Below are 25,954 nucleotides of genomic sequence, written 5' to 3' on the forward strand. Positions count from 1 at the left end.
CGCATCCATGTCATCACAAGAAATCGAAGAAGCGACCACCGCTATTCAGAATCATATCGTCGGTTTTCTGACGACGCTCGATGACCAGATGGACGACCCGCGGCTCAGTGAGATCGTGGAGGCTGCCGGCACACTTCAGAGCAAGAACCTCGGCCAAACACCCGAGCGATGTGTCGAAGATGCTCTCATCTGGCCGATTCTGGAGACGCTCGGCTACGAATACACACCCCGGCCGTACTATCCCGTCGGCGATAGCGATGAACAGCCGGATTTCCGCATTGACAATCTCTCAGAAACAGTTATTGGGGAGAACAAATCGGTCAACAACTTCGAAACCGCGAAGGGTGACATCGAGGGCTACCTCGACTCACGTCGCTACGAGTACGGACTCTCGACTGACGGGTTCCGGTGGGGAATGTACGCTGTCGAAACGGATGAACGCGGGCGGGCAGACCTCGTTACCGTCGTTGAAGAGCAGAACATCGCACCAGCGGTACGACGGATTGCCCGCAAGCAAGGTTTAGTCAGCTACACCGATGAGTTGCAGGACAACAGCACCGTTGAAGGAGTGCTGGGAGACTTCTACCAGACGTTCAATCACTACGGTGTCCGGCGAGCTATTGGGGGACTGACTGAGTTTTACGACCTCTACCTGGAGGTGACTACCGGTGGCGGTGAGTATCAGCAGCTGGATGCTGCGCTTGTGGACGCAATTGAGGGGCCACCAGACGCCTCACAGTCGGAGAAACTGGCCTTCGCGACACTACTCGTTGATCGACTCGCCTTCGTGAAGCTGTTGGCTGACCGCGGGATCCTCGACAGTGTCGCACTTCACACCCAGTGGAGCGAGCATACTCAGGGGCTCAACCGGTTCCGGGGCAGCTTCTACTCTCAATACCTCCAGCCGTTGTTCTACGATGCCCTTTCGACCCCGACACCGCAGCGCAATGCCGAACTCCCCGAAATGTTCATCGACGTGCCGTATCTCGGCGGAGGATTGTTCGAGTCGATACTGCCGGCCGAGCGTGCCTTCGACGTTCCAGATTCGGTAATGAAGCCAGTCCTCACGCAATTCATCGAGAACGAAGAACGGACGTTGGTCAACGAAGCCGCCGCGGGTTCCATTCTGGAGATGTACACCGAGGAGTTTGAGAGTCGGGCACTGGCTGGCCAGATACCACAGTATTACGCCGACATCGTAGATGCCTACGGTGCAGAAATCGAGTACGTTGAGTCGGAGATCGAACGTACCCTACGGTCGTTCGCCGGAACGGAGGCCCGATAATGTGTGGACTGGCAATCTTGAAGACGGCGTGTGGTCTTGACACAGACATCACTCGATGACGAACTCTACCCAGTTTTCTCCGGGCCAACGGGTGATTCTCAACGGAGCACCGGCTGAAGTCATCAAAACCCAAACGGTCGGGGAGATCGAGTATCTCAGAGCATACATCGACGGCGAGGGTGCCAAGACGGTCTGTCTCGACGATGTCGAGGTTCAACCGCATCGATCCGGACTCGAGGAACTGTCCAATCAGCGAATCGGTGATCTTCATCCTGATCACGATGCCGTCTCCGCACAGTGGTTCGACCTCCACACGCAAGCAACGAAACTCAAGCTCGCCCACGAGCAGGGACAGCTCCTGAGCATCTCGAACTCGCTCGTTCGACTGGAGCCCTACCAGCTCGACGCCGTCAACTGGGTGATGCAGAAGCTTCGCCAGCGGGCGCTCATCGGCGATGATGTCGGGCTCGGGAAAACGATCGAGGCCGGACTCATCCTGAAGGAACTCGCCGCCCGGAATCGCGCCGACCGTGTCCTGTTCGTCGTTCCCGCGCACCTCCAGAAGAAGTGGATCCGAGATATGGAGCGCTTCTTCGACGTCGATCTCACTGTCGCAGACCGGGCCTGGGTCGACGGTGAGCGTCGGCGGCTCGGCGAGGAGGCCAACATCTGGAACCAAGACCAGCAACAGCTCGTCACCAGCATGGCGTTCCTGCGACAGGACGAGTTCCGGCCCGCACTCCGGGACGCGTTCTGGGATGTCGTCGTAGTCGACGAGGCACACAAGGCCGCAAAGCGAGGGGAATCTCCGAGCAAGACGGCAACCATGGTCGATACCGTCACGGGAAACTCCGACTCGCTGCTGCTGCTCAGCGCGACGCCCCACGATGGGAAGGGCGAAGCGTTCCGCTCACTCGTCGAGTACATCGACCCGTTCCTCGTCGCCGAGAACCGGGACCTCTCACAGGAGACCGTCGATCGCGTCATGATCCGTCGCGGGAAGACCGACATCTACGACGAAGATGGTGAACGCGTCTTCCCGGACCGGGAGGTCAACTCGGTGTCGGTCTCGATGACGCACGACGAGCGGCAGTTCTACCGGGCGGTCACCGACTACGTCAAAAACGTCTACAACCGCTCGGAGAAGCTGAACGAACCCGCGGTCGGGTTCGCGATGGCGCTCATGCAGAAACGGCTGGTGAGCAGTGTGGGCGCGATTCACGCGACGCTCCGTCGACGACTGGATGACCTCCTCGGCGAGGAGGCGGAAACAGATGGCCTTTCCGAGGAAGCACGGGCCTATCTCGACGGTGAGGATCTGGACGAGGATGACAAACAACACGCGGAAGATGAGATTGCTGGCCTGACCGTCACCAGCACCGACGAACAGCTCCAAGAGGAGATCGATACACTCCGCGATCTCGTCTCGCTGGCTGAGGATTTACCGGTCGACTCCAAGGCCCAGAAGGTCAGACGGTTCATCTCCCAACTTCTCGAGGAACAACCGGACGAGAAACTTCTGTTGTTCACGGAGTATCGAGACACGCTCGACTACCTCATCGAGTACGTACAAGACGAGCCGTGGGCCGACGAAATTCTCGTGATTCACGGCGACGTGGACAAGGACGAACGGGCGCGGATCGAAGACGAGTTCAACCACGGCCAGTCGCGGCTCCTGTTCGCGACCGATGCCGCGAGTGAGGGGATCGACCTCCAGCACAGCTGCCACATCATGGCCAACTACGAACTCCCGTGGAATCCGAACCGGCTCGAACAGCGGATCGGACGCATCCATCGCTACGGACAGGAAGAGGAGGTCAAGGTCTGGAACTTCCTCTTTGACGACACCCGCGAGAGCGAGATCTTCGAGATGCTCCAAACCAAGGTCGAGGAGATCCGCTCTCAGCTCGGAAACACGGCGGACGTGCTCGGCATCCTCGACGACATCGACGTGGACTCGCTCATCATGGAGTCCATCGAAAACGACGAACCACCGAGTGCGACCAAAGAAGAACTTGAGGAGATGATCGAAGAGCGTCAGCGAACGCTCGAGGAGTGGTACGAGCGGAGTCTCGTTGATACGAGCACGTTCGACGCGGAGAGTCGCCGGCAGATTCAGGAGGTCGTCGACGAGTCAGCCGACGTCTACGGGAGCGAGGGTGACATCCGCGCGTTCTTCGAGCGAGCAGTCGAGGCCTTCGGAGGCGAATTCGAGAAACGCGGCACCAATCTCTATCAGGCCGAGTTGCCGGACGGAATCAATTCACCCGGCCAAGACGCGACGTTCGGCCCGTTCACGTTCGACCGTGACTTCGCGATGGATCACGAGGACATCACCTATCTCGCTCCGGACACGGATGTCCTGCAACGCCTCATGGCACGCGTGTTGGAGGACGAGCGCGGTGAGGTCGGACTCAAACTGCTGCCGTTCGTCGACACGCCGGGGATCACCTACAACTATCGCGTGGCATTTGAGGACGGCACTGGCGATGTGATTCGCGAGGAGACCATCCCCGTCTTCGTGGAGGCTGCGCAAGAGGACGCTCAACAGGCGCTCGGTGAGCGTGTCGTCGAGGGCAACTCGGTAGCAGCAAAGCCCGATGCCGACGACCTGCGAACTGTTCTCGACAAACAATCCGACCTACGGACGGCTGCTGACCGGTATGTGGGCGTGCGGGTCAACGAGATCAAGAACCATCTTCAGGAGAAGCGTCACGAGGAGACCGCTCGGGAGCTGGAGAACCTCGAGAAATACGCACAGGCGGAACGAGAACGGATCGAGTCCTTCATCGAGGAGTATGAGCGCAAAGCCGACGCCGGCTCGGACATGGACATCGCGATCCGTGGCCAACAGGAGCGGCTCGAACAGCTAGAGAATAGAATCGAGACACGTCGCAATGAACTTGAACGTCGAGAACAGATCATCTCACTTGCGCCCGAGGTAGAAAATTACTGTCTTACACTCCCTCTCTGAAGTCCCGTATCTGACACGGGGGCGCTGTCGAGAGAATTCAGAGATGAAATCTTAGCAGAGAGCATGAAATTGATATCACCAGGGGGATCGATCCAACACCTCAACGACAATGAGAAAGATAATCACTTTTGAGGGGTATTGATAGCGTACTGTCATCGGATTCGACGGGTCACTTCCCACTAGTGATTTCCACTCAACCATGACCGGAATCGTGATCCTCCCCGCTGGTCGCGACGACGCGTTCGAGGACTACAAGCAGTTCATCCGAGATGGGCACCCAATTGAGGATATTGAGTCTTATCCGGATGAGAGGATCTAAAATTGGCCCGAGCGACATCTGATGACAATCTCGTCCCTGTCTGGGGTACCTCAGTAGATGGGACATGGCGGAACGTCGAGCGCAACGACATCGCACTTGTCTACCACGATGGGGCGTTCGTCGTGAGAGGCCAGGTCCTCCAACTCGACACGACCCCGACCTTACGGAGTATCTCTGAAGAGAGACCGTTGAACACGGTCGCTGGAACGAGGAAAGCCCCTAGAGTACATGAATTTCCTCAATGATGTTGAGGAAGTCGACGTCGAAAGTTTCGGTCATGGGTGCCGTTCGTCGACCGAGCATGGAACGGTGTTCGAGGTCGTACGTCTTAACCAACATTACGGCTTCTACTGCGGATCTGTTGGTTAAGGCTTGGTAGTGAGCGCGGGATTGTGGCGGAGGTAGCCGCAGCAGTCTACATGGTATTCGAATCCGGATACGGAGATGCCAATCTGAAGAAATCGATCTCTCCTCTGAATTGCGCGACGACATTCTTAATGACCGCATCAACGTCCACACCAGCAGTCACAACCTCATACGTCTCCCCGACAAAGGCCCGATACTCAGAGACGATCTCCTTAGCCTTCCCACGAATCTCTCCAACACCCAGATCAGTGAACTCCCAGAGTAACGCAAGCGTCTGCGTCGCCATCGACGTGAGATACGTCACGAACTCCTCCGGAGCTCGAAGCCCGGTCGGCGCAATCCCGCGTAGCACGTAGTGAATCTCACTCATCACGACCCGATGAAGCCCCTTCATCGCCGAATCAATCGGCCCTGAAAACCCACTGTGCCGAAGCTTATACAGAAACCGATTATTCAAATACCGTGTCCCTCGCCACGCAAACCGATAGTTGAATGGCGTCGTGAACAGAATCGCCTCCGCGACAAACAGCCCCATCGCTCGATAGAAATCATGGAACCGCTCAGCAGCAATATCTTGTATCGACTCAACCGAGGCACGGGCGAGATCTAGTTTGTTCGCACTAATCAGGAGGTTATGTGTCGCAATCACCAGGGCAATACCAGAACTCAATTGCGCCCCTGTCATCGCCAGCCGCGCAAGCTTGCTGTGGCCAAGTCCAACATCAAGACTATCTTCGACGACTTCGAGGGTTTTGCGCGTTCGCTGGAGACTCCGATCAGTAGTACTGAAAAAGGCGCTCACATCATCGACCGTATCTTCAGTCGGGATCTCCGCGTCATCAAGCTCCTCATAGATTGTCGAGAGATCATCCGCAAGGTGGACTGACTGGACACGTCGCTCACCGCGTGCGTGTACCCGTAGCCCAGATTGGATTTTGGACTGTATCTCAGACAGTCGTTCCGGATCCGGTTCAGCCATAACTTGGGTGTTGCTCTGGAAGAATTTAAGTATTATAGATAGGTAGGGCAGATAATGGATGATCTGAATCGACTTTTTGAAGATGTAGATACGGAGGAGATTCTCGATGGGATCACACGACGTCAGCTCGTAGTCGGTGGGGCCGCTGTAACGGGCGCAGTCGGCGCTGGCTCGGTATTGTTTGGGCAAGACGGGGATACAGAACCAACCCCAGCGGATCGGCTCACAACTGCTGAGACGCGATTTACTGGGGTGGCTACAACGCTGACCGAGACTGATGTCGTAGACCCCTATTCAAGCTGGGGGCTTCGCAACGAAATAGAAACAGCACTTAATTCGGTCAATCAGATCCTCAGCGAAGACTTCCCCGATGAGCCGGAGATCCAACAGCGGCTCAGTGCGCTGCGTACCGCAACAGAGTATTATAGCACACTCTTGACGTCGTTGACAGCCGCTGATTCGCTCTTCGGGTCGGTTAGTGACTCTGAACCCGACGTACTCAAACAGACCAGGGAACTCGAATATGACCCGGCCTCCGAATTGGACAGCAGTTCTTTCGAACAGTCCATTGGACAACTGGCGGCCGCTGAGAAAGCTCCAAGCGAGGTCACATCCGAGGATCGAACACTTGTTCCGGACCAGCAGGCGGTTCTTGACGCTCTTCGCACTCAACGAGATCTCTTTGATCGGCACATTCGGGCCCAGCAATCGTATTTAGATTCAGCGACACCCATCGAGGCCGGCGTTCGGGCCTACGAACAGTCACGCTTTGCGGACGCTCGGGCCAATCTGGCGGACGCTCAAGATGCGCTTCTCCCCAACATTTCTGGGACTGGTGAGGGCTATCAGCTGTCCAATATGGGTTTGACCCTCAACCAGTATCGCGAATTATTCACCCTCCGGCAGGATGGCGTTGCCCAGTTGCTTGATGCTAGCCAAGAATCTGTACCTGAGGATGAACGGCAGTCGGCGGTCAATTCGGCTCTTAACACCTTCTTTAAGGCACGTAATCTGATTCCTCGATGAGGTCGATCTTAGCCAGATAGCATGTTATAGAATTAAATGAGGATACCCATATCACACGAGTAAGACCGGTTCATGGGTGAAACAACTGAGGAACGCTTGTTTCAAGGATGGTTCCAGCAACTGGCACTCCGATATTTTCTGATATCCATTGCGACGGTTGTTGCGTTCGGGACAGCAGCCGCCCTTCTCAACCCGGCTGTCGAGATTGTTAATGTTAGAGCTGTACTCACGACACTTGCGACGGCTGAAGCCTCCGTACTGGCGATCGTTTTCTCTGTGACTGTTGTTGCGCTCCAGCTTGTTGTAACACGGTATTCAGCCCGTCTCACCACTACTTTCGTCAATGACCCACTGTTCCGTACGACGTTTAGTCTCTTTGTCGTCGCAATCGCGTTTAATCTAATTGCCGTGTACTTGCTCCCACCAGAGAGTAATCGGCTTACAAATACGGCAGTTGGGGCCTCACTCGCACTTGCGAGTGTGTCTACGATTGCGCTCTACCAATTCATTCAGATGATGATAGAGCGAGGATCTCCTGATCAGGTGATTTCGGTGTTAGTTGACCGTACACTTGCTCCAAGCGAATACCTCCCAGAAACTATCGAAGAATTTCAGCAACTCGACGCACACCCGGTCCGGAAACTCTACCAGACTCTCGCACAGACCATTAAAAACGGAGAATACCAAGCGGCGGAACAGGGTATCAATGGGCTCTATACCGTACTCTCCCGGACCATCGAATATCTTGAAACCGAACACGGCGAAGAAGACCCCAATGAGTATGTGGCGACTGTTACAGCAGAGCCCTTTGAAGAATACTATCCTCGGATCATGGAACAGGCCTACAGTCACGAGCAGTACAATCTAATTTCAGAGACTGTTGAAGACATCGAGACATTGGCTCTCGATGGACTTGATCGTGGTTTTTCCGAGGTCACCGAGTCTGCTGCGGATGGGCTTGGTGACACATTCAACAACGCCCCTTCAGGATGGGAAGGAAATCGGCTGCGTACCCCAGTTGCGGAAACACTGACCGAAGTGGTGATCGAATCTGCGAGAAGAGCCGATTATGCGGTGTTCTCCACCGTATTTTTCCAATTGAATCACCAGATGGTAGTTCTCCTCAGACGGCGTTCGGACATAGGTGTAACAGAACGACTCGTCGGGAATTACTACACACGTGGAGTTGTTTTGATATTTGAGGCCTTAACTGATCAGTACGCATCGGAGTTGCGTAACCAGGACACTGATTGGATTTCTCCAACAGATGGTCGGCAATGGACTCTCTCAGACGACGCAAAGCCAATACGACACCTGTGGGAAAGATACACAAAGTTCACACAAGCGGTTCTGCGGTATCGCACTGACGAGGGAATGTATCCGTTTGCTGAAGGCTCAATCGACGACGGTTGGAAGAAGATTACAACGCACGCTTCTGAGTCTGGACTACACGGCTTCGCCACATTATGTTGTATAACAACCATCCAGCTTGCGTATCGTGTAGATCAAATTGGAGAAGGTAATCCCGGCACTTGGGTCAATAATCTAGGGCTGATCAGGCTTAACCATGATCCAGCTGTTGTCGACAAGGCATTCACGATCTTGAAACAAGGTGAAAACCCGGAGGGTGCCAATATAAACGTACATACCCTCGATATTGAATCTAATAGTGAACGTGAGGGGTTTTTCGAGCGGCTTCTTCATACTGAGCCAGAAGAAACATCGTTCGAGCAGTGGATTGTGGACTTCGAAAAAGAAGTAGAAGACCGAACAGAGTACCTGCGAGAGAACGCATGAGGAGAGCGATATCTCACCGCTGGCTGCGGAGATGATCCTCCAGGCACTCCAGCCCGTCGTCCGCAAGCACTACGAAATAGATTGAGAGCCCTAGTCGGAGTCACCGAGATTGGTAGTAGTGAACCGCCATTCCAGAGAAGAACCCAGCGCCGTGTCCGACAAGGTTTGTGAAGCCGCCCTGGTTCTGGAGATCAGCAGGGAAGCTCACGACGACCATATATACCGCCGTGAACGTCCCGACAAACAGAATCACTACGAGACGTCGATTTTCGTGCGCCCAATCGCCAATACCGACCGCGGAGAAGTTACCTTTCCAGCTGGTATAAATAACGAGCACAAGCACCAAACCGAGCATCACGAGCGCAACCACTCGATTCAGACCACGGAACATCACCGTCCACGTCGCGAAGAGGGTAATTCCGACTATGCTGGCGGCATAGATCGCGTTCTCTTCTGGGAGTTAGACGACCATCTGGAGAAGCTTCGAAACGCGCTGGACGTTGGCGACGGTGACATCATCGAGATCGACGGTGAGGACGCCGAGCTAGAGCGCGCCGAGTGACGGTCGGACACACTTTCCCGCATTCACCATCAGCGCTCGCACAAGAAAGCCAGTTCACGCCGACTTACACGCCTCAACGACAAGTTCGGGGGCATCAACCAGTTGATTCACTGTATGCGCACCCTTCCCTTTCCCTCGGCCCTTCCGATTCTGTTCGATCAGCGAGAGAAACGCAAGTTCGGAGAGGAGGTCGCGGACGCGACGGATTTTGAGCGGGTCGGTTCCTTTGCGTTCACACACAACCTCGTAGGCCGAGTACACCTGCTTTGAGGGGATCATAGCATCTGTATCGGTTGACTGCTGCATCTGGAGTGCGAGCCCCTGAAGGAGGTATTTCGAGTGCTCGGGTTGCTTTCCGATTAGTTCGGCGAGTCGCGCCTCTTCTTCACGCTCGTGTGCCTCATCAACGTACTCAACGCGGACGCGGTCGTCGTCGTGTTCGTCGGCGATTTCGCCAGCATATCTGAGAATGTCGATCGCCTTCCGAGCGTCTCCGTGTTCTTTCGCCGCGAGTGCTGCGACCTTCGGAATCACGTCGTCATCAAGGACGCCCTCTCGAAACGCATCTGCCCGTGAGTTGAGGATTGCACGCAGTTGATTTGCGTCATACGGCGGGAACACGAAGTCACGCTCGGAGAGACTTGATTTGACGCGCTCATTGAGTGTTTCCTTGTAGCGAATCTTGTTGCTGATCCCAATTATACCGAGTGTACTATCTTCTACCTTACCGGCTTCCGCCGCTCGTGAGAGTTGCATGAGAACGTTGTCGTCTTCGAGTTTGTCGATCTCGTCTAAAATGATGATGCCAACGTCGAGGCGTACATCGAGTATCTTCCAGAGCCGCCGATAATAATCAGACGTGGAAACGCCAGACGCTGGAACTTTCACACCCGTCACGTCGGGATCGTTGAACGATTCAGCGATCGTCCGGACAGCCTGCGTTTCTGTTGAGTCCTGAAAACAGTCGATGTATGCGACATCAACGCGGACATCATTCTCGGCGGCAGCCTCAGTGAGATCTTGTGTGATGTACTTCGAGCAGAGGCTCTTGCCTGTTCCCGTCTTTCCATAGATCAACACGTTGTTCGGCGTCCCACCTCGCTGGGCGTCCTTAATCGCGTTGGCGAGGTTTGTGAGCTCCTCGTCACGGCCGATGATCCGATCACCCTCTGGAAGGTGGCTCACACGAAGGAGTTCCTTATCAGCAAAAATGGGGTCGGGATCCCCGAAGAATGACTCCGTATCGCTCATGCAGGGTCGCACTCACCCAACCCATATCAATCTTCCCACCGCCTTGCCGCTGTAAACAGAAGTCTGTATTAGTCGACCCGTCTAATCGGGGTTGAAACCCGGATTTCCCTGCGTTTTGAGATTCTTAGTCTCATAATGAGCCGCGTGTTGCCGCTGTAAGAGTGGTATCGAGGCGGTGTCACACCCCAGATTGCCGCTGTAAACACGAACGATGTGTGACCTCCAGATGAAATTGCGGCCGGTTCAGAGAAAGTCGATAGAGAGCCAGTCAGCTACTTGATTTGAGAGAAGACACCATGACGGTGAAACATGCGTTTCACGTCTTCGACGCCAAAACAACATGGCCTCTCAGTATGCCAAAAGTGTGGTACGGTAACAAACACCACTCTTTGGTATAAAACTACTGGTTGATGTGGTGTTGATAGTAGAACGTGTGAGCGGGCAGATGGGTATTTTCCATAAATAAACATCTCTACTGTGGTTTTACAGCGGCAACGAGGGGTCCATCTCTTTCGATCCACCATCCCATCTCTCCGGGAGATGTTTACAGCGGCAACGAGGGGTGTTCGACAGATAATCCCTGATGCCTCGAGCACCGCAACGCCGAAATCAACCATCCCTCCAGCGTCCTCGAGTCTATCACGAACGGAGAACCTGCCAACACCGCCATCGTCTCCGGGCCTAGCGGCGCGGATAGCTTAACCAACAAAATCCCGCTGTTGTTGCTTTCTGTTGGTTAATTATTGAGAGTAGGCATTTAAGCAGACGGGTCTTTATCTGTGCGATGGACCAAGCCAAGGTATGAGCGACTCAGCGTCTCCAAGCGCCTCTGTCTCGCTATCTGCGCCCACAGACATTCCAGCAGTCCTGGATCGGGCTGGTATCGATTATGTCGGTGTTCATGACCAGCGACTACTTGCGATCTATCACACCGGTATCTTCAATGTAGTAACCGATCCGGAGCCGGTATCCAATGCGCACACCCTCCAGATCGAATGCTGGGAAGTACCACTTCCATCTCGTGATGATGAGAGGTCACCACAGGAGCTTCTCGAGGACTTTGCCGCCGTATTTGACGCAGGCAACCAGAGCTAGAGTTGTCTGTCTGGATCTACGACCTACCGATCTCGATGAGCACGTCAGACAGTGCTCTCCATGGGGTCCATCCGGCTCGAACGGGAGTTCAGTCCGCGTTTTCTGTTCGATGACCCTGTAGTAGTGACCGCTGTCGTACGCCGGCGTCCGGTCGCAGGGGACACACCAGAAGCTCTCCTCGCGTCGGTACCACCGGATGTGGCCGCGCGGACAGGTGTAGCGCCAGCGGCCGGCGCCCGACCGATCGATCTCGACGGGCATCTACATCACCCGCAGCCCGGGGGCTGCCTTCTTTATCGCCGGGCCGAGCCAGCGCGGCGGCGACCGACTCGGTGTATTCTGGAGCTCGCCTTACTCGTCGAAGGTGAGCGTCCACGCCTCGCTGTCGTGTTCGACCTCGATGATGGTCCCGTCGTCGTGTTCGTCGACTGCGACCGAGACGTCGAGTCCCCGGCCTGCGGTGAGAGCAAGGGCCCGATCACGACACACGCCGGCACCGTCGGTATCCACTGCTCGTGTGGCGTCACCGCGAGTGTCGACATCGAGGCCGGAAAATAGGAACCTGGTGGGATCAGTAGCTAGTCCAGTTCGACCGACCAGTTTCTGTCGGCGTTGATGTCCACCCACCCGAGACCGCTGAACGAGTACGTCGTCTCGCCTTCGAACGAGCCGATCTCGTTGAACACGAGCTCGCCGAACGAGCCCGTCATCGGATAAATCTGGACCTGGAAGTTACGCTCACCCTCGTGCTCGCCCGTCGCAACGCCAGTCCCGCCGAACTGGACCGGGCCGACGACATCCGGGCCATTCCCGCTGAACGACGTCGGGAGCGACTCACCCTGTCCAGAGCGTGGCTGCTCGAGGTCGATCTCCCAGTTGCCGTCGGCGTTGACTTCGAGGATGTACTCGCCTTCCTCGATCAGGTCTGCCTGTGCGCCGTCGAAGTCGCCGATCACGTTGATGAAGTTGTCGTTGAACTCGCTGTCGTTCGCGAGCGACACCTGGAAGTTTCGCTCGCCGGAGTGGGTCGCCCGGACGACCGTGAGCCCGCCCTGGATCGAGACGCCCTGTCGGACTTCCTGACCGCTCCCGGAGAAGGACTGCGTCTCGGGTGCCGTGATCGTCACCTCGTAGCCCCACTCGGTGTCGCCGAGCCGGAACTGAAGCGAGCCAGCCTGATCGAAGGCGGTCGGATTCGACTCCCAGGTCGCTGTCTCGCTAGCCGCAACGTCGAGCTGAACCGTCCCGATATTCTCCCACTGGTCGGTGCCTTCGAGGCTGAACTCGAGCTGCTCTTCGAACGTGCCATCCTCGCCGCCGGTGTTCTCGACCGTGAACGAGAAGGTGTGCTCCTCGCCTGTCGAGACCTCGTCCGGATGATCGACCGAGACGACCTCGAACGACGCCGGCTCGACATCCTCTTGCTCTTCCTCGTCACTGCCATCGTCTCCGTCCTCTCCGTCAGTCCCGTCACTGCCATCGCTTCCGCCGTTTGTCTCGCCGTTGGAGCCGTCACCGCTCGTCTCCTCTGTACTCCCGTCTGAGCCATTGCCACCGTCCTCGCTCCCACCGCAGCCGGCGATCGCCGCCGTCAGTCCGACGCCAGCCGCACCGAGGACACGCCGCCGACGGAACAGCCGCTGGTCGCTCTCTGTGTCGCGGGGGTCTCGTTCCATGTCTCCGTATGTAAGACCGCTATGATAGTTAGTCGACGAATAATACTTGATGAGAAGAGTCGATCACCTCTGTGGCTGCCCACCCTCTTCGAACCGCTCATCACTCGCGAAGAGCATCGCGACCCAGTGGACGCCCTCCGAACCGGATCAGCCCTCCGCCTGGTAGTGGGCGACAGACCGGGCCCATGGGTTGTACTCGCGGTGGGCCCAGAGCCGCGTCTGTCGACCGCCGTCGGCGGGCGTGAACCGGACGTGCGTCTGTTGCTGTCCGAGGAAGCCCGCCTCGCGGAACGGGAACGAGCCGACCTCGTAGATGGGCTCTCCAGTATCGTCGACGTCGAACTGGATGCTCGCGAGCCACGCCGGCCAGACGCGCTGTATCGACCGCGATCGGGTCAGAATATATCACTAATCGAGGATTCCAACAGAGCCGCTCAAACTACTATGATCTGTATAGAGCGAGCTCCACATCGTTGACTGGGTTTCTGGACGTTTCCGGAAACGGAGCGTTTCCACAATCAAAATCGGGGGACTCCGAAGCTATAAAAGAAGCAATCCAGCGGCAATGAGGGGCTTTCCGGAACTGACCCAGTCACATTTTTATCACACAGCCAAAGAATAGCTACCCACCGACAGATGATCCGTGATGCTCGCGTCCTCCGCGCCGGGTTCGTCCCTCGAGAAGTCGAGCATCGCGACGCCGAAGTCAACCACCTCTCGAGCGTTCTCGAACCGATCACGAACGGCGAGCCGGCTGACACAGCCATCGTCACCGGCCCGAGCGGCGTCGGCAAAACCTGTGTCTCAAAGTTTGTTACCGAACGGCTCCGCGAGGAAGTGCTCGACGTCGAGGCCACCTACGTCAACTGCTGGCGAAACTACAGCCGCTTCCGAACGCTGTACCAGATCCTCGACGACATCGGGGCCACGATAGACATCCATCGCCAGTCGACACCCCACGACGAACTCATTGATCGGCTCCAACAGTACGATGGGCCTCGAACCGTCGTCATCCTCGACGAGGTTGACCAACTCGAAGACCCGAGCCTCATCTACGACCTCCACAGCATGGAGCAGTTCGCGGTGGTCTGTATCGCGAACAAAGAAGAAGAGCTGTTCAGCCGCGTCGACGACCGGCTTGTGAGTCGGCTGCGCTCCAGCGAGCATGTTCGGATGGACAAGTACCACGACGAGCAGCTGTATGACATCCTGAGTGCGCGGGCAAAGTGGGGGCTCGACGAGGACGTCATCACCGACGAGCAGCTCTATCAGATTGCTGATGCCGCCGCTGGTGATGCTCGGCTAGCTATCGGGATGCTCCGGAGCGCAGCCAGCACAGCTGAGCGAGAAAATTACGAGGACATCACCAACGAAATTCTCAGAGACGCTGCCGAAGATGCTCGGGCACAAATCAAGCAGAAGAGCCTTGACTCGCTCACGCCGCACCAGCGGGTCGTCTACGAGATTGTTCGCGACCACGGCCCGCTTGGACCCAGCGAGATTCACGAACGCTATTCCGAGGACGTCGATGATCCGCGGACGAAACGGACTGTGCGGGCGTATCTGTCTAAGATGACCCAATACAACCTCCTCGAGGCGGAAGGGACGAGCCGGGACCGAGAGTACTCGCTCGTCGATTCGGCATCGGCGTCGCCGATACAGTGACTGTGACTCCGTCAGCTATCAGGAACTGAACTCGCCGAGGCCCGATTGCTCGTGGTCCAGTGGCTCGATGACCGGGGGCTCGTCGTTGCCGGGGTTGTTGACCCGCGTCGAGATCTCGTAGGCGTCCAGATCGTCTTTCGGATACGGCTGGCACAGTTCCCTGCGGGTGTCCGGATCCGCGGCGAGCCAATCCGATTCCGCGTTCTGCGGGAGGACGACCGGCATCCGGTCGTGGATTGAGTTCACAAGGTCGTTGAGCTCCGGCGTAAGAATCGCGACGCCCGAAACCCTCATTTTACTATGCTGAAGACGACCGTTCGAGATTCAAGATTTGGGTCCGCACTCCACCCGAGATCCTCCCATCCCATAGCGTGGGTGTGACCAGCTGGGTTCCACCAAACTTCGTGTTCGTAGGCGGAGTTCGGTAACGGCGCCTCCAAGATGTCCTCGATCTCCGCAAATGCGAAGTGAAGCGTATATTCCTCTGTTTCCTCTAGATAGTCATAGAGTGGCCCGTATTTGCCATGTCTAGCGTATTCCAAGTTACTCGTAGACGTGTTCTGTGTGGGTTGTTGTGTCGACGTGGACTTGGTCGTATCCCGCTGTCCCTTTAGATTAGACTTGACAGTAGTAGTCTGTTCTGTGGCGAATGTAGTGGGAGGTTGCTCGTTCCACGACGGATTGTGGTCGTCGATTAATTTCGCTTCTTTTGTTCCGTGTGAGTCCGTCTCTGTGAACCACAGTCCAACTTGGCCTCCATTACGAACGACCTCAAGAACCGCGTTATTGAGTCGGCAATTTGTCTCTTGACCACCTTTGAAACAGTTCCTCGGGGAGATATTGGAGTAGCCTGCTTGGATCCGGCGGTGGAGGTCTACGGTTTCCCCGATGTACACGACTTCGTGGTTCGCAGTGAAGATGTAGACTCCAGAGATGTCCTTGTAGTCGGAGGTGTCGGCGTAGAATTTACAGAACGGTCCCCACCCATACTCGTGAAGTGGAGTCTGGTCGGACTTATTGTAGCGAGGCTGTGGCATCTTGAGGTCAACCTCTCCTGCCTCATTCCGCTCCAAAGTTAGTGTGTCCACGAAGTCGAACTCCTCGAGGAGTTCGGAAATATCCATACTCGGACTTGGCAGACAGTTATTATAATAGGTGGGTGTATCAGGCGTCTAGCCTTAACGAAAGCCGGTACACAAGCCCACTTACCGGCTGTTTCACCGCAGATGGAATGTAACCAAGAGGGATTCTACAGAGCCAAACGTTGAGCAGTAACATTCCGAGCAGTCAGGCTCGAGACAGAAACTGTGAAGAATTAACCAACATACCGCCAGCAATACGGGCAAATGTTGGTTAACACAGAGAATGTTGGAGTCAGGAACTATTCTCGGAAATAGGATCCAAACGGAGACTACTCGGGACTGTACCGGGATTGGGGGGAATCAAGTCGAGTTCCCTGAAACGCGGAAGCGACACGCCGCGGCTTATCGGGAATGTGGACCTCTATTCGAGTATGGGAGAACACGCAACATCGTACCGATTGGCGGTGGACCAGCCGACACGGGGCGCTGACCGCAATCGGTCCCTCGCTGACCAGGCCGATCCGGCTACGGACGAGATGTTGTTGCCGTCACTCGGCGACGGCATCACGCTGCTCGACGTCGAGGGAGGCCGCGGCGTCCCGATCCTGCAGTCGCTCGTACTCGACCATCTCCTCCTGCACGACGGGCCCGCCTTCTGGGTCGACGCAAATGGTCACGCGACCACGACGACGCTCGCTCAAATCGCGCCCAGTCAACGGTTGCTCAACCGAATCCACGTGGCACGCGGATTCACCGCCTACCAGCACTACGGCGCCGTCTGTGATCTCCCGACGGCAGTGAACAAGTCGATCCAGATGTCTACCACCGACGCCGGGGCGGCCGGTCGAGGGGAACCAAGTCGTGACGAGGACACGTCGCCCCACACACCCGCCCTCATCGTCGTACCGGCCGTCGACGTCCAGTACCGTGCCGACGATACCCTCGGCGAGACCCACGCGAAAACCCTTCAGACTCGAACGCTCGCCCGGTTGGCGACCTACGCCGATGGGTACGACATCCCGGTGCTCGTTACGCGAAACGAACGAAACGAATTCACCGAATCAGTCGCGACGGTTGCCGACCACCACCTCGAGTGCGAGCGGACGCGGATGGGGCCACGGGTCGTCGGCGAGGACTTCGAGACGCTCGTCTATCCCGTCGACGACGGCGCGTACTATCAGACGACGTTCGCGTACTGGCGGCAGCTGCTCGCGGCACGCGCCACGCAGGTCGGCGTGGAACCGACGACGCCGGCGCCGTCGACGCCGACTCCGGCGGGTGTCGGAACGGGTGTCACAACTGACGGTGAGACGGTGGCGGCCACCGCGGACCCCTTGCTCGATGCGTGGACGGCGACCGGGACAGGAGGCCGATAGCGATGGGACGCACGAACCCGACGTACCGAGATGCGTTGCGGGCCATCGAAGAGCGCTGGGCGGAGTTCCGCCGGGCACTGCGGCGTCGCGACCAGCCGCGCTTCGACCGGCTGTTCGAGTACGCCCGCGAGCACGCCGACGCGAGCGGGCTGTTGAACCACCAAAATCCGCTGCTGCCGGCGCTGCTCAGCATCGATCTCGAACAGGAGGGCCGTCTCGACGATCACGAGGAACGCCTCGAGGAACTCGAGGCCGCGGTCGCAGCACGTGATGATGAGGAGGCCGCTCCGCCAGACTCGGACCCGTGACGATGCCGTTCAGCATCGACTTCCTGGATGACGGCCGCGTCCTGGAGTGGGAGGCGACCGCCGACGGCGCCGTCGCGACCGAGCGCGATGACTACACGCCACGCTTCTACGTCGCCGCTCGCGACCCTGATGCCAACCTCGACCTCACGACGCTCCAGTCCGTGTACGACCAGCACCCGGATGTCGTCGCGACCGAAATGGTTGCGCGACGACCGGGCTTTCGACGGGACGAGGAATCTGTCCTCGCCGTCGACATCACCCACATCGACCGCGTCACTCCACTCGCCCGGCAAGCGCGCCAGCTGTCGCACTATCCAGTCGGGGATCTCGCCTGTTTCAACGTCGACTTCTCGCGAGAATTCCGGTACTGTCTGGAGACCAGCATCGATCCGACGCCGGCGAGCGGGCTGTCGACGCTCCGGCTCAGCGTCCCGGTGACCGAAACGAGCAGCGACGTCTACGAGCAACTGTCCGTCGCCGGCGACACCGTCACCGGCTCGCCGACGGATCTCCTGACCGCCGTCCAGGGGGCGCTCGACGCACACGATCCGGACGTCCTGGTCTGCTCGACGAGTGAGATCGTCCCGACCCTGTACGAGATGGCGACGGACGCCGGCGTCGACGACTTCTCGCTGAGTCGGTGGCCGGACGTCGACTACCAGCAGCTCGCGAGCCGGTCGACGTACTCGAGCTACGGCCGCGTCGGTCACTCGCCGGCGCGGTACAACGTCCCCGGGCGGGCGATCATCGACGAGTCGAACACGTTCTTCTACGGGGAGACGAACCTCGATGGCGTCCTCGACCTCGTGTCGCGCTCGAAAAAGCCCGTCCAGGAGCTCGCGTGGGCGTCGATCGGGAACGTTCTCACGGCGATCCAGATCTGCGAGGCCCACGACCGCGGCGTCCTCGTCCCCTGGAACTCCTGGCGCCACGAGTTCTACAAGCCGATGGGGACGCTCCACGACGCCGACCGCGGTGGCTTCATCTTCGCGCCCGAGGTCGGCCTCCACGAGAACGTCCACGAACTCGACTTCTCCTCGTTGTACCCGAACATCATCTGTACCCGGAACGTCTCGCCGGACGTCATCCGGTGTGACTGCCACAGCGACCGCGACGACGTCCCCGGCCTCGGGTACTCGATCTGCGACGAGCGGGGTTACCTCGTCGACGTGCTACAGCCGATCATCGACGCACGCGACGAGATCAAGGCGGCCATCCGTCACGAGAAGGAACGGGACGACCCCGACGAGGACCGGCTGGCGGAACTCGAGGGACGGTCGGGAGCGCTGAAGTGGATCCTCGTCGCCTGCTTCGGCTATCAAGGGTTCAGCAACGCGAAATTCGGCCGCATCGAGTGCCACGAAGCAATCAACGCGTTCGCTCGCGAGATTCTGCTGACGGCGAAACAGCGGCTGGAAGCCGGTGGCTGGCGGGTCGTCCACGGCATCGTCGACTCCATCTGGGTGACGCCGGACCCCGACGTCGACGTCGATGACCGCGAGGACCTCGAGACGCTCGCGACGGAGATCACGGAACGCGTCGAGATCCAGCTCGAACACGAAGCCCACTACGACTGGGTGGCGTTCGTGCCGCAGCGCGAGAGCGACGCCGGCGCGCTGACGAAGTACTTCGGCAAGGTCGCCGGCGACGACGATTTCAAGATACGCGGTATCGAAGCTCGGCAGCGCTCAACCCCACCGTTCATCGAGGACGTCCAGCGGGACTGTCTCGAACGGCTCGACGCGACTCGGTCACCGGACACCGTATTCGACTGTCTCCAGGACGCGATCAAGCGCCTCCACGCTGGAACGGTGCCGGTCGAGCAGCTCGTCGAACGGAATCGTGTCTCCAAGCCGCTGGAAGGGTACACGCAGAACACGCAGAACGTGGCGGCGCTGAAGCGGGCTCGGGACCAGGACCTCGCTATCCACCCGGGACAGGACATCGAGTGCGTGGTCGTCGACGACGAGAAGAGTTCGCGAGAGCGAGTCGCGTTGGCCCACGAAGAGATAGAGTCCTACGATGCGTCGTACTACGAGACGGAACTCGTCAGAGCTGTCGAGAGTGTGCTGTCACCGCTTGGCTGGGATCGGACGGAGATTCGACGCGAGATCGCGGAAACTCGGGAAACGGACTTGGCCGCCTTCACCGAGATTAAGAGAAGTTAACCAACACTATCGAGGTATCGGGAGGTTTGTTGGTTAATGCTGAGTGGAGACACGGAACGGACCCGGAGAGAATACTTCGCCCACACACCCCTCGTCCAGAGTGAAAACCAATCAAGAGAGTGGGGTGAGGTCCACGGGAAACGGAGGTTCTCGTGGGAGAAGCTCAGCAAGAATCACGGTTAGACTGCCTGAGAAGGGAGAAAACGGAAGAAATGGAACATCAAACACGAGCAGCGGTTCGAAACCACCCGGACGAATGCCGTCTTCGTCCTCTTCCCTGTGCTGAATGCACTTGGAGAGTGGTAGGAGGTAGGTAGTAATAAAACTTCTAGGTAATACTATGAAGATTGGTATGTTTAGAGGATCTTCGACTGTGTAACGACTGCTGTTCGAGAGATACTCGTCTCACGTCTTGTGATTTCGGTACTTCCCACTCGACTCGTCGTGTGGTTTCCGCCGGGTCAACCGAGGTACTCTCGTAGCGTTTCACTCTGGACGAGGGGTGTGGGAGTTCGATTCCATCGTCCGCGTATTATGAGACGTTGAAGGAACAATCGTCATTCTGACTATTTGCCAACCAGTGAACCGGCATCAAAGCCGAAATCGGGATTGGTATCTCCCGATCTCCCTCATCAATCGGAATCAAGATACTCGATCCCGACAGTTCCGATTGTACCCTGCTTTGCTTCGGCTGGAGATCTGACCTGCGTCTTCACTCTTGATTGGGGGTGCCGACGAACGCTCGTCACCATCACTCGAAGTTCACACTCCACTCCAGCTCGTCACACCGGCGCTTTCACTCTGGACGAGGGGTGTCTGCCGTGCGTCAGACGCCCAGTGCCGATGTGTCTTCTCATAGAAATGATTGATTACCCGGTTCGGGAGATACACTCTGGACGGGGGGTGTCATCTCAACCAAGTACGCTGCTCCCGGATGGAGGGGTATTCACTCTTGACCAGGGGTGTGTCAAACCCGCTCCAGTCTGGCGTTTTCACTCTGGATTGGGGGTGCCGGTCTGCGTCGGTAACTCTCGCTCCGAGTCCGATTTCACTCGGGACCGGCTCGACCCTTTGTGAGGATGATACGCCTGCGACAAAACATCAGAAGACGACCATAGCCCGATTTACACTCTGGTCGAGGTAGCCAAATCATTAAGTAGGTCCCATCCGCGATGTCTGATATTGATGGCTGAGGAACCGTCCCAACTCTCTGACTTCGACGGCCGCTACGAGGATCCCGCTGACGATCCCCTCTTTGACTTTGATGAAGACGACCCCGACCGAGCCAACATTTTCGCTCGCAAGGAGCTGCTGAAGGTTGGCCACGTCCCTGAAAGCGGCCGTATCGTCGGCCGGGATGGCGAGATCAAGGCCGTTGCTGCTGAACTCAGACCGATCGTTCGTGGCGATCCGCCCAACAACGTGATTATTTACGGCAAAACGGGAACCGGGAAGTCGCTCGTTGCCCGTCACGTCACCGAACGAGCCCGGCGAGCCGCGGAGTCGAACGGTGTGTCCGTCGGCACGGTCTACGTCGACTGCGCGCAGCACAACACACAGACACGCGTCGCGAGGACGGTGACTCGTTCACTCAACGAGACGGACGAGACTGACTTCGATATTCCACGCGCAGGGATTGGTAGCGGTGAATACTACGACTATCTTTGGGAGATTCTGGATAGTGCTTACGAGTCAGTCATCATCATTCTCGACGAGGTGGACCGACTCGATGACGATGATATTCTTATGCAGCTCTCGCGGGCTCGCGAATCAGGGAAAGCGGATTGCCACCTGGGCGTCATCGCAGTCAGCAACAAGATCGAGTATCGCGACCAGCTGAACGAACGCGTCAAGTCCAGTCTTCGCGAGGAGGAGTTCGTCTTCCAACCCTACGACGCGAATCAACTGCGCGAGATTATGAAGCACCGACGGGACGCGTTCCACGATGGCGTTCTCTCTGATGATGTGATTCCGCTGACGGCGGCTCTAGCCGCTCAAGAACACGGTGACGCCAGAAAGGCAATCGAAATTCTTCGTCACGCCGGCGAACTAGCCGAGCGAGAAAACGTCGATACAGTCGTCGAGGAACACGTTCGCGATGCCCAGGAGTGGGCTGAAATCGATCGCTTCGAGGAGCTTCTCCGTGGATCGACGACACAGGTCAAATTTATCCTCTATTCGCTCGCGCTGCTCACCGAAGAGAATCCGAACGAGGACGGGTTTTCGACCAACCGGATTTACGAACGGTATCAGGCGACGACAGAGAAGGCTGACGCGAAGACTCTCAGCGAACACCGCGTCTACGAGCTATTGAAAGAGCAAGCATTCCTCGGCGTCGTTGAATCAACCCGGACCGGGGGTGGCCGGGGTGAAGGCAGTTATCTCGAACATCGGTTGGTTCAGGACACGGGTATCGTGTTGAAATCTGTCCTTCGGGACAGCCGGTTGGAAGACTTGGCCTAGCCCTCGGTTCGGTCGCTCGCCACACCCCTGGTCACGAGTGTATCTCTCGACACGTCGGGCACGTGGAGTGGGTGTGTATCTGCTTCGGCTACTCGTCTGGGCTAACTGGACTCTTGTACTTCGACTTCACTTTGTCACCTTCCCGCCACTGCCAGTAGTAGTAGCGGTTGTCGTTGATCTCCTTGATCGTGATCGTGGCCTTCGACGGGACGTCGTCCGGAAGGTCGTCCGGCCGCTCGTCGATCTCGTCGTCCTCCGATTCCTCCTCGAGGCGGGCTTCGCGAGCTTTGTGCTCTGCCAGCTCCTCGGCATAATGTGTGACGTGCTGGAGCTGATCTGGCGAGTAGCCGTTGAGTGTGTTGACGATATCTGTCGGGAGTTCCGCCGGCGGCGTCGGTGGCTCGTAGGACATAAGCGGTCGCCTCGTGTTAACCAACAGAGCCCGTATCGGCATAGATTTGTTGGTTAACAGGATATCGTCTCCTCACGGGCTAAAGAGTGCGAATAGCAAACTATTCAGAAATAGACCGTGCCGTTAGACGCCGTCTGGACGAGGGGCGTTTTCGTACTTGACCATCTTCTCGGGCTTGTCGGAAATGGTGTCGTAGATCTGCTGGAGCGTCTCCTCAGCAGCGAGTAGGTTGTGCTCCTCTAGGAACTCCCGACCTTCCTCCGTGAGGCCGTAGAACTTCCAGGGGTAGCCCTGCCGGCGCTGGTCGTCGTCCAGGGCGACCTCCGTGACGATACCGGCGTCGATGAGTTTCTGGATATGCTTGTAGACGGTGGCATCGCTCACGCTGGGGTTGAGCTCCTCGAGTTCGTACATCGAGGGGAGCTGGTCGGGGTGCTGGAGGATGTTGTTGATCAGCGCGAACCGCGTCTGTTGGGTGACGAAGTGGACGAGTTCGCGGGATTCCATCCCCTCAGCCGTCCCCAGGTCGGTGCTCATACGACATGATACACGGCCTGGCGGCAAGTAGTTTACCCTTGAGTAAACCACCCTGGACTAAACCACATCTGACTAAGCTGGTGATTTACTCCGTAAATCATATCGCACGACGCTGAGAGAGGTGAAATATGTCCGACGAGGAGCCGCCCGTCCCTGAAGAAGTCCTCACGAGTGCGAAGGACCAACTCGACGACGAGGAGATTTCGCTGGCGGACAACGAGGAGATCCTCCACGCCCTGAGCGAACTGACTCCCGTCTACGAGAACGACCGGTCATACTTCGTCCTGGGTAACTACGACCGGGAGCCGATTCGGCGGCTGAACCTCGTGGTCGACCGGCTCAACCGCCGGCAGGACACCTACGCCTTCCGGATGGTCGACATCCGTGGGGAGTGGGACAACAGCATCCAGAAATTCTGCCTGATTGCCGACATCGTCACCTACCTCGTTGGCATCGCCGAGAAGGAACCGAGTGACTTCCTCGTCGAGCAGGGCCTCCTCGTCGGCACGACGGAGTTTTTCGAGAAAAGCCACGTCCTCAAGCGGGTGTATGAGGACGAAGAACACTCCTTCGGCTGGATGCAGGACGGCGTCTTCGAGCTGTTCGACCAGGAGGAACGCCTCTATCGCTGGCAGACCGAGGGGGAGCTCGTCGACGTGACAGAAGACCTCCCGTGACGGCCGTAGAGTCGCGACTATCTGTGTTAACCAACGTGAGTGATGAACGGGATGGCCCGTTGGTTAATCGGGATCAATCCGCATCAGTCGGGAGCCGGCCGTCTGGGCGGGGCACGCGGCCACGCTTGATTTCGTGATCGACGCGACGCAGGTGCTTGCAGCCGCCCTCGGGTGAGCGCTGCAGCCAGTCGGGACAGGTACACGATTCGTCGATGACGTCGACTTCGTACCGGTTCCCGGACGCAGACTGCACCTCGTAGCGGCCACCTTTCGAGAGGAGCGAGACGTCCATCGCTTCGGCGACGGCACGCTTCGTGCGGGGCTCGAGATCGTCCTGTGACTCTGCGTTCTCGTCGACGACCAGTCGGTCGCGAACGTCGCCCGTTCGACCCCCGTCCGGAGCGACGGCTTCCGCAGGGCCACTGAGCCGCTCGTGGAGCACTTCCTCCACCGGATGGCCTTCCGGCCACAGGTAGTGGACCTCGCGGCGCTCGCGATGGTCGTAGGAACCGCACGTAGCTGCGCTCCCAGTCCAGACGCGCCAGGCACCGAGCGCGGCCATCACGTCGACGATGTCACGGGGAACCGTCTGGTGGTCGTCCGGGAAGAACACCCGGAAGCGGGTACACGCCTCCTGCGGCGGGACGGTCTCCCACCAGTCTTCGCTGGAGCCCCAGCTGTCGTACATCGCGTCGTCGCTCCCGTAGCCGACGGTCACGCCGTCGATCGGCGTCCAGTCTGCTGGGAGGTGGTCCGACTCGCCTTCGAGCACCCGAAGAACGGCGTATCGGAGGTACTCGTGGGCTTGGTTGTCTGCCGTTCGAGCGACTTGGTCGTGTTGCTTGGCAACGTGCTCGGCTTCCTCGAGGACCGTCGTGAGATTGGGTTCAGTCATCATTCGACGGAGGTCTGAATGCGCCTCCGTCCCTCCGAGGGCGCAGAAAAACTCCCAGTAGCTGATGGACTGGCTTTCACTCAGAATGACTGTTTATAGACACGGTGAATGCAGTGTTCGCGTAGGCGGTGCTATTTACAGATATGGGGACGCTACACTAGGTATGGTTGCCACGTACTCAATACTGTCACTACTGATCATCTTCGCGCTGTCGTTGTTGATTGTACGTACCGGCTCGATTGCGCTGGAGATGACGGGCCTTTCACCAGATGTGGCCTCCTTCCAAGCCACGTCTGCGTTCTCTGGAGCCGGATATACGACCGAAGAGGCAGAACAGGCTATCACCACCGTCGGCCGGCGAAAAACCGTGAAGGCGCTCATTCGGCTCGGCAGTATTGGACTGCTCGGTGCGATTTCGTCACTTATCCTTTCGTTCACGCGAACTGGTGGCGACGACCTGTTGAACTTGCTGTATATACTCGGTGGCGCCGGTGTGATCATTCTGTTCGCACGAAGTCGGTGGTTCAACCGCCTCGTGACGCCGCTAATTGAGTGGGCGCTGAGTGAGACGACAGAGTTGGAGATCTCGGATTACGCCCAGTTACTCGGACTGCAACGCGAATATCGTGTGGCGGAGGTGGAAATCAGCGCGGGTGATTGGCTGGCAGGGGAGTCGATTTCGGAGCTGGATTTACCACGCGAAGGGGTGTTGATACTCGGCATCCGTCGTGATGATTCATATATTGGTGCGCCACAACCAGATACGGAGACGAAACCGGACGACACGCTCGTCCTCTATGGGAAACAAGACCGTCTCAAAGAATTGTCAGACCGGCTCAGTGGTGATGCTGAGGCTCGGGAAGATGCTGTTGAAGACCACGAGGAAACGCTTGAAGAGCAAAAACAACTCATTGAACAATAATAGGAACCACACCCCGATTTTGACCTCCTGATCAGGACGTACAATTGACTGAAAGAACGGCGACATCACATTTGGATTAACCAACAATACAAAACCACGCATCCTTCTGTTGGTTAACC

General features: G+C 57.6%; 21 protein-coding genes and 3 pseudogenes. 15 read left to right on the top strand and 9 right to left on the bottom strand.

All coding sequences use genetic code 11. From position 1 onward, the window contains the following. Positions 1-7: 7 nt before the first annotated feature. Positions 8-1,285, top strand: a complete 1,278-nt coding sequence (locus tag CPZ01_RS13885; protein ID WP_096396329.1) for a hypothetical protein — start codon at positions 8-10, stop codon at positions 1,283-1,285. A gap of 55 nt (positions 1,286-1,340) precedes the next feature. Continuing rightward, the gene (locus CPZ01_RS13890; RefSeq protein WP_096396331.1) at positions 1,341-4,259 is read left to right on the top strand and encodes a helicase-related protein; all 2,919 of its coding nucleotides are present in this window, start codon (positions 1,341-1,343) and stop codon (positions 4,257-4,259) included. Positions 4,260-4,993: 734 nt separating this feature from the next. Here the strand turns inward: CPZ01_RS13890 and CPZ01_RS15150 are convergent. Beyond that, a complete protein-coding gene (locus tag CPZ01_RS15150; protein ID WP_157746014.1) occupies positions 4,994-5,923 on the bottom strand; it encodes a hypothetical protein in 930 nt (309 codons plus the stop codon). A 54-nt stretch (positions 5,924-5,977) separates the two neighbouring features. On the opposite strand from CPZ01_RS15150, the gene CPZ01_RS15155 reads away from it, so the two are divergent. From CPZ01_RS15155 to CPZ01_RS13915, 4 genes and pseudogenes are all read left to right on the top strand, one after another. Continuing rightward, positions 5,978-6,949 (top strand): hypothetical protein, encoded by a 972-nt coding sequence (locus CPZ01_RS15155; RefSeq protein ID WP_157746016.1) that lies wholly within the window; start codon positions 5,978-5,980, stop codon positions 6,947-6,949. Positions 6,950-7,021: 72 nt separating this feature from the next. Further along, positions 7,022-8,746: a DUF2254 family protein gene (locus CPZ01_RS13910; protein WP_096396337.1), complete on the top strand. Its 1,725-nt coding sequence runs from the start codon at positions 7,022-7,024 to the stop codon at positions 8,744-8,746. Further along, positions 8,745-8,831, top strand: a pseudogene (locus CPZ01_RS15635) (DUF7437 domain-containing protein); the annotation flags it as partial. The gene CPZ01_RS13910 and the pseudogene CPZ01_RS15635, both read left to right, overlap by 2 nt. A gap of 33 nt (positions 8,832-8,864) precedes the next feature. Next, a complete protein-coding gene (locus CPZ01_RS13915; protein ID WP_157746018.1) occupies positions 8,865-9,308 on the top strand; it encodes a hypothetical protein in 444 nt (147 codons plus the stop codon). Positions 9,309-9,362: 54 nt separating this feature from the next. Here the strand turns inward: CPZ01_RS13915 and CPZ01_RS13920 are convergent, their stop codons facing one another. Next, complete coding sequence (locus tag CPZ01_RS13920) at positions 9,363-10,559, bottom strand: Cdc6/Cdc18 family protein (protein ID WP_096396341.1); 1,197 nt, start codon at positions 10,557-10,559, stop codon at positions 9,363-9,365. Between the two features lie 587 nt (positions 10,560-11,146). Here CPZ01_RS13920 and CPZ01_RS15725 point away from each other — a divergent pair. Both CPZ01_RS15725 and CPZ01_RS15170 read left to right on the top strand, forming a co-directional pair. Further along, positions 11,147-11,251 (top strand): annotated as a pseudogene (locus CPZ01_RS15725) (AAA family ATPase); the annotation flags it as partial. Between the two features lie 109 nt (positions 11,252-11,360). Then, positions 11,361-11,654: a hypothetical protein gene (locus CPZ01_RS15170; protein WP_149784058.1), complete on the top strand. Its 294-nt coding sequence runs from the start codon at positions 11,361-11,363 to the stop codon at positions 11,652-11,654. A 351-nt stretch (positions 11,655-12,005) separates the two neighbouring features. Here the strand turns inward: CPZ01_RS15170 and CPZ01_RS15175 are convergent, their stop codons facing one another. Next, positions 12,006-12,164 (bottom strand): hypothetical protein, encoded by a 159-nt coding sequence (locus tag CPZ01_RS15175; RefSeq protein WP_157746020.1) that lies wholly within the window; start codon positions 12,162-12,164, stop codon positions 12,006-12,008. A 68-nt stretch (positions 12,165-12,232) separates the two neighbouring features. After that, positions 12,233-13,330, bottom strand: a complete 1,098-nt coding sequence (locus tag CPZ01_RS13930) for a hypothetical protein (RefSeq protein WP_096396343.1) — start codon at positions 13,328-13,330, stop codon at positions 12,233-12,235. A 636-nt stretch (positions 13,331-13,966) separates the two neighbouring features. Between CPZ01_RS13930 and CPZ01_RS13935 the strand changes: the two genes are divergently transcribed. Then, complete coding sequence (locus CPZ01_RS13935; RefSeq protein ID WP_096396345.1) at positions 13,967-14,995, top strand: Cdc6/Cdc18 family protein; 1,029 nt, start codon at positions 13,967-13,969, stop codon at positions 14,993-14,995. 18 nt (positions 14,996-15,013) lie between these two features. On the opposite strand, the pseudogene CPZ01_RS13940 reads toward CPZ01_RS13935, so the two are convergent. Both CPZ01_RS13940 and CPZ01_RS15180 read right to left on the bottom strand, forming a co-directional pair. Further along, a pseudogene (locus CPZ01_RS13940) lies at positions 15,014-15,283 on the bottom strand (SOS response-associated peptidase family protein); the annotation flags it as partial. 2 nt (positions 15,284-15,285) lie between these two features. Beyond that, positions 15,286-16,119: a GIY-YIG nuclease family protein gene (locus CPZ01_RS15180; protein ID WP_157746022.1), complete on the bottom strand. Its 834-nt coding sequence runs from the start codon at positions 16,117-16,119 to the stop codon at positions 15,286-15,288. 389 nt (positions 16,120-16,508) lie between these two features. Between CPZ01_RS15180 and CPZ01_RS13945 the strand changes: the two genes are divergently transcribed. The 4 genes from CPZ01_RS13945 to CPZ01_RS13960 all read left to right on the top strand — a co-directional run bounded on the left by CPZ01_RS13945 (position 16,509) and on the right by CPZ01_RS13960 (position 22,392). Further along, the gene (locus tag CPZ01_RS13945) at positions 16,509-17,453 is read left to right on the top strand and encodes a hypothetical protein (RefSeq protein WP_231899265.1); all 945 of its coding nucleotides are present in this window, start codon (positions 16,509-16,511) and stop codon (positions 17,451-17,453) included. A gap of 2 nt (positions 17,454-17,455) precedes the next feature. Next, positions 17,456-17,761, top strand: a complete 306-nt coding sequence (locus CPZ01_RS13950) for a hypothetical protein (protein WP_096396349.1) — start codon at positions 17,456-17,458, stop codon at positions 17,759-17,761. A 2-nt stretch (positions 17,762-17,763) separates the two neighbouring features. Then, positions 17,764-19,929 (top strand): type B DNA-directed DNA polymerase, encoded by a 2,166-nt coding sequence (locus CPZ01_RS13955; RefSeq protein WP_172863984.1) that lies wholly within the window; start codon positions 17,764-17,766, stop codon positions 19,927-19,929. Between the two features lie 1,185 nt (positions 19,930-21,114). Continuing rightward, positions 21,115-22,392, top strand: a complete 1,278-nt coding sequence (locus CPZ01_RS13960) for a Cdc6/Cdc18 family protein (RefSeq protein WP_096396353.1) — start codon at positions 21,115-21,117, stop codon at positions 22,390-22,392. An 88-nt stretch (positions 22,393-22,480) separates the two neighbouring features. Here CPZ01_RS13960 and CPZ01_RS13965 read toward each other — a convergent pair whose 3' ends face one another. Further along, a complete protein-coding gene (locus tag CPZ01_RS13965; RefSeq protein ID WP_096396355.1) occupies positions 22,481-22,804 on the bottom strand; it encodes a hypothetical protein in 324 nt (107 codons plus the stop codon). A 123-nt stretch (positions 22,805-22,927) separates the two neighbouring features. Beyond that, a complete protein-coding gene (locus CPZ01_RS13970) occupies positions 22,928-23,341 on the bottom strand; it encodes a helix-turn-helix domain-containing protein (RefSeq protein WP_096396357.1) in 414 nt (137 codons plus the stop codon). A 128-nt stretch (positions 23,342-23,469) separates the two neighbouring features. Between CPZ01_RS13970 and CPZ01_RS13975 the strand changes: the two genes are divergently transcribed. After that, positions 23,470-24,018 carry a hypothetical protein gene (locus tag CPZ01_RS13975; RefSeq protein ID WP_096396359.1) on the top strand — a complete coding sequence of 183 codons (549 nt, stop codon included), beginning with the start codon at positions 23,470-23,472 and terminating at the stop codon, positions 24,016-24,018. 73 nt (positions 24,019-24,091) lie between these two features. Here CPZ01_RS13975 and CPZ01_RS13980 read toward each other — a convergent pair whose 3' ends face one another. Further along, on the bottom strand, positions 24,092-24,913 hold the full coding sequence (locus tag CPZ01_RS13980; protein WP_096396421.1) for a hypothetical protein: 822 nt from the start codon (positions 24,911-24,913) through the stop codon (positions 24,092-24,094). A 163-nt stretch (positions 24,914-25,076) separates the two neighbouring features. On the opposite strand from CPZ01_RS13980, the gene CPZ01_RS13985 reads away from it, so the two are divergent. After that, positions 25,077-25,835 carry a potassium channel family protein gene (locus tag CPZ01_RS13985; protein WP_096396362.1) on the top strand — a complete coding sequence of 253 codons (759 nt, stop codon included), beginning with the start codon at positions 25,077-25,079 and terminating at the stop codon, positions 25,833-25,835. Positions 25,836-25,954 lie beyond the last annotated feature (119 nt).

The organism is Halorubrum trapanicum (genome assembly GCF_002355655.1).
Classification (GTDB): Archaea; Halobacteriota; Halobacteria; order Halobacteriales; family Haloferacaceae; genus Halorubrum; species Halorubrum trapanicum_A.

Coding starts and splice junctions, on each gene's coding strand:
- CPZ01_RS13970 (WP_096396357.1), bottom strand. CDS start 23,341: ATGAGCACCGACCTGGGGACGGCTGAGGGGATGGAATCCCGCGAACTC.
- CPZ01_RS13890 (WP_096396331.1), top strand. CDS start 1,341: ATGACGAACTCTACCCAGTTTTCTCCGGGCCAACGGGTGATTCTCAAC.
- CPZ01_RS13885 (WP_096396329.1), top strand. CDS start 8: ATGTCATCACAAGAAATCGAAGAAGCGACCACCGCTATTCAGAATCAT.
- CPZ01_RS13950 (WP_096396349.1), top strand. CDS start 17,456: ATGGGACGCACGAACCCGACGTACCGAGATGCGTTGCGGGCCATCGAA.
- CPZ01_RS13985 (WP_096396362.1), top strand. CDS start 25,077: ATGGTTGCCACGTACTCAATACTGTCACTACTGATCATCTTCGCGCTG.
- CPZ01_RS13910 (WP_096396337.1), top strand. CDS start 7,022: ATGGGTGAAACAACTGAGGAACGCTTGTTTCAAGGATGGTTCCAGCAA.
- CPZ01_RS15150 (WP_157746014.1), bottom strand. CDS start 5,923: ATGGCTGAACCGGATCCGGAACGACTGTCTGAGATACAGTCCAAAATC.
- CPZ01_RS15155 (WP_157746016.1), top strand. CDS start 5,978: ATGGATGATCTGAATCGACTTTTTGAAGATGTAGATACGGAGGAGATT.
- CPZ01_RS15180 (WP_157746022.1), bottom strand. CDS start 16,119: ATGGATATTTCCGAACTCCTCGAGGAGTTCGACTTCGTGGACACACTA.
- CPZ01_RS13930 (WP_096396343.1), bottom strand. CDS start 13,330: ATGGAACGAGACCCCCGCGACACAGAGAGCGACCAGCGGCTGTTCCGT.
- CPZ01_RS13935 (WP_096396345.1), top strand. CDS start 13,967: ATGATCCGTGATGCTCGCGTCCTCCGCGCCGGGTTCGTCCCTCGAGAA.
- CPZ01_RS13945 (WP_231899265.1), top strand. CDS start 16,509: ATGGGAGAACACGCAACATCGTACCGATTGGCGGTGGACCAGCCGACA.
- CPZ01_RS15170 (WP_149784058.1), top strand. CDS start 11,361: ATGAGCGACTCAGCGTCTCCAAGCGCCTCTGTCTCGCTATCTGCGCCC.
- CPZ01_RS13975 (WP_096396359.1), top strand. CDS start 23,470: ATGTCCGACGAGGAGCCGCCCGTCCCTGAAGAAGTCCTCACGAGTGCG.
- CPZ01_RS13965 (WP_096396355.1), bottom strand. CDS start 22,804: ATGTCCTACGAGCCACCGACGCCGCCGGCGGAACTCCCGACAGATATC.
- CPZ01_RS13980 (WP_096396421.1), bottom strand. CDS start 24,913: ATGACTGAACCCAATCTCACGACGGTCCTCGAGGAAGCCGAGCACGTT.
- CPZ01_RS13955 (WP_172863984.1), top strand. CDS start 17,764: ATGCCGTTCAGCATCGACTTCCTGGATGACGGCCGCGTCCTGGAGTGG.
- CPZ01_RS13960 (WP_096396353.1), top strand. CDS start 21,115: ATGGCTGAGGAACCGTCCCAACTCTCTGACTTCGACGGCCGCTACGAG.
- CPZ01_RS13920 (WP_096396341.1), bottom strand. CDS start 10,559: ATGAGCGATACGGAGTCATTCTTCGGGGATCCCGACCCCATTTTTGCT.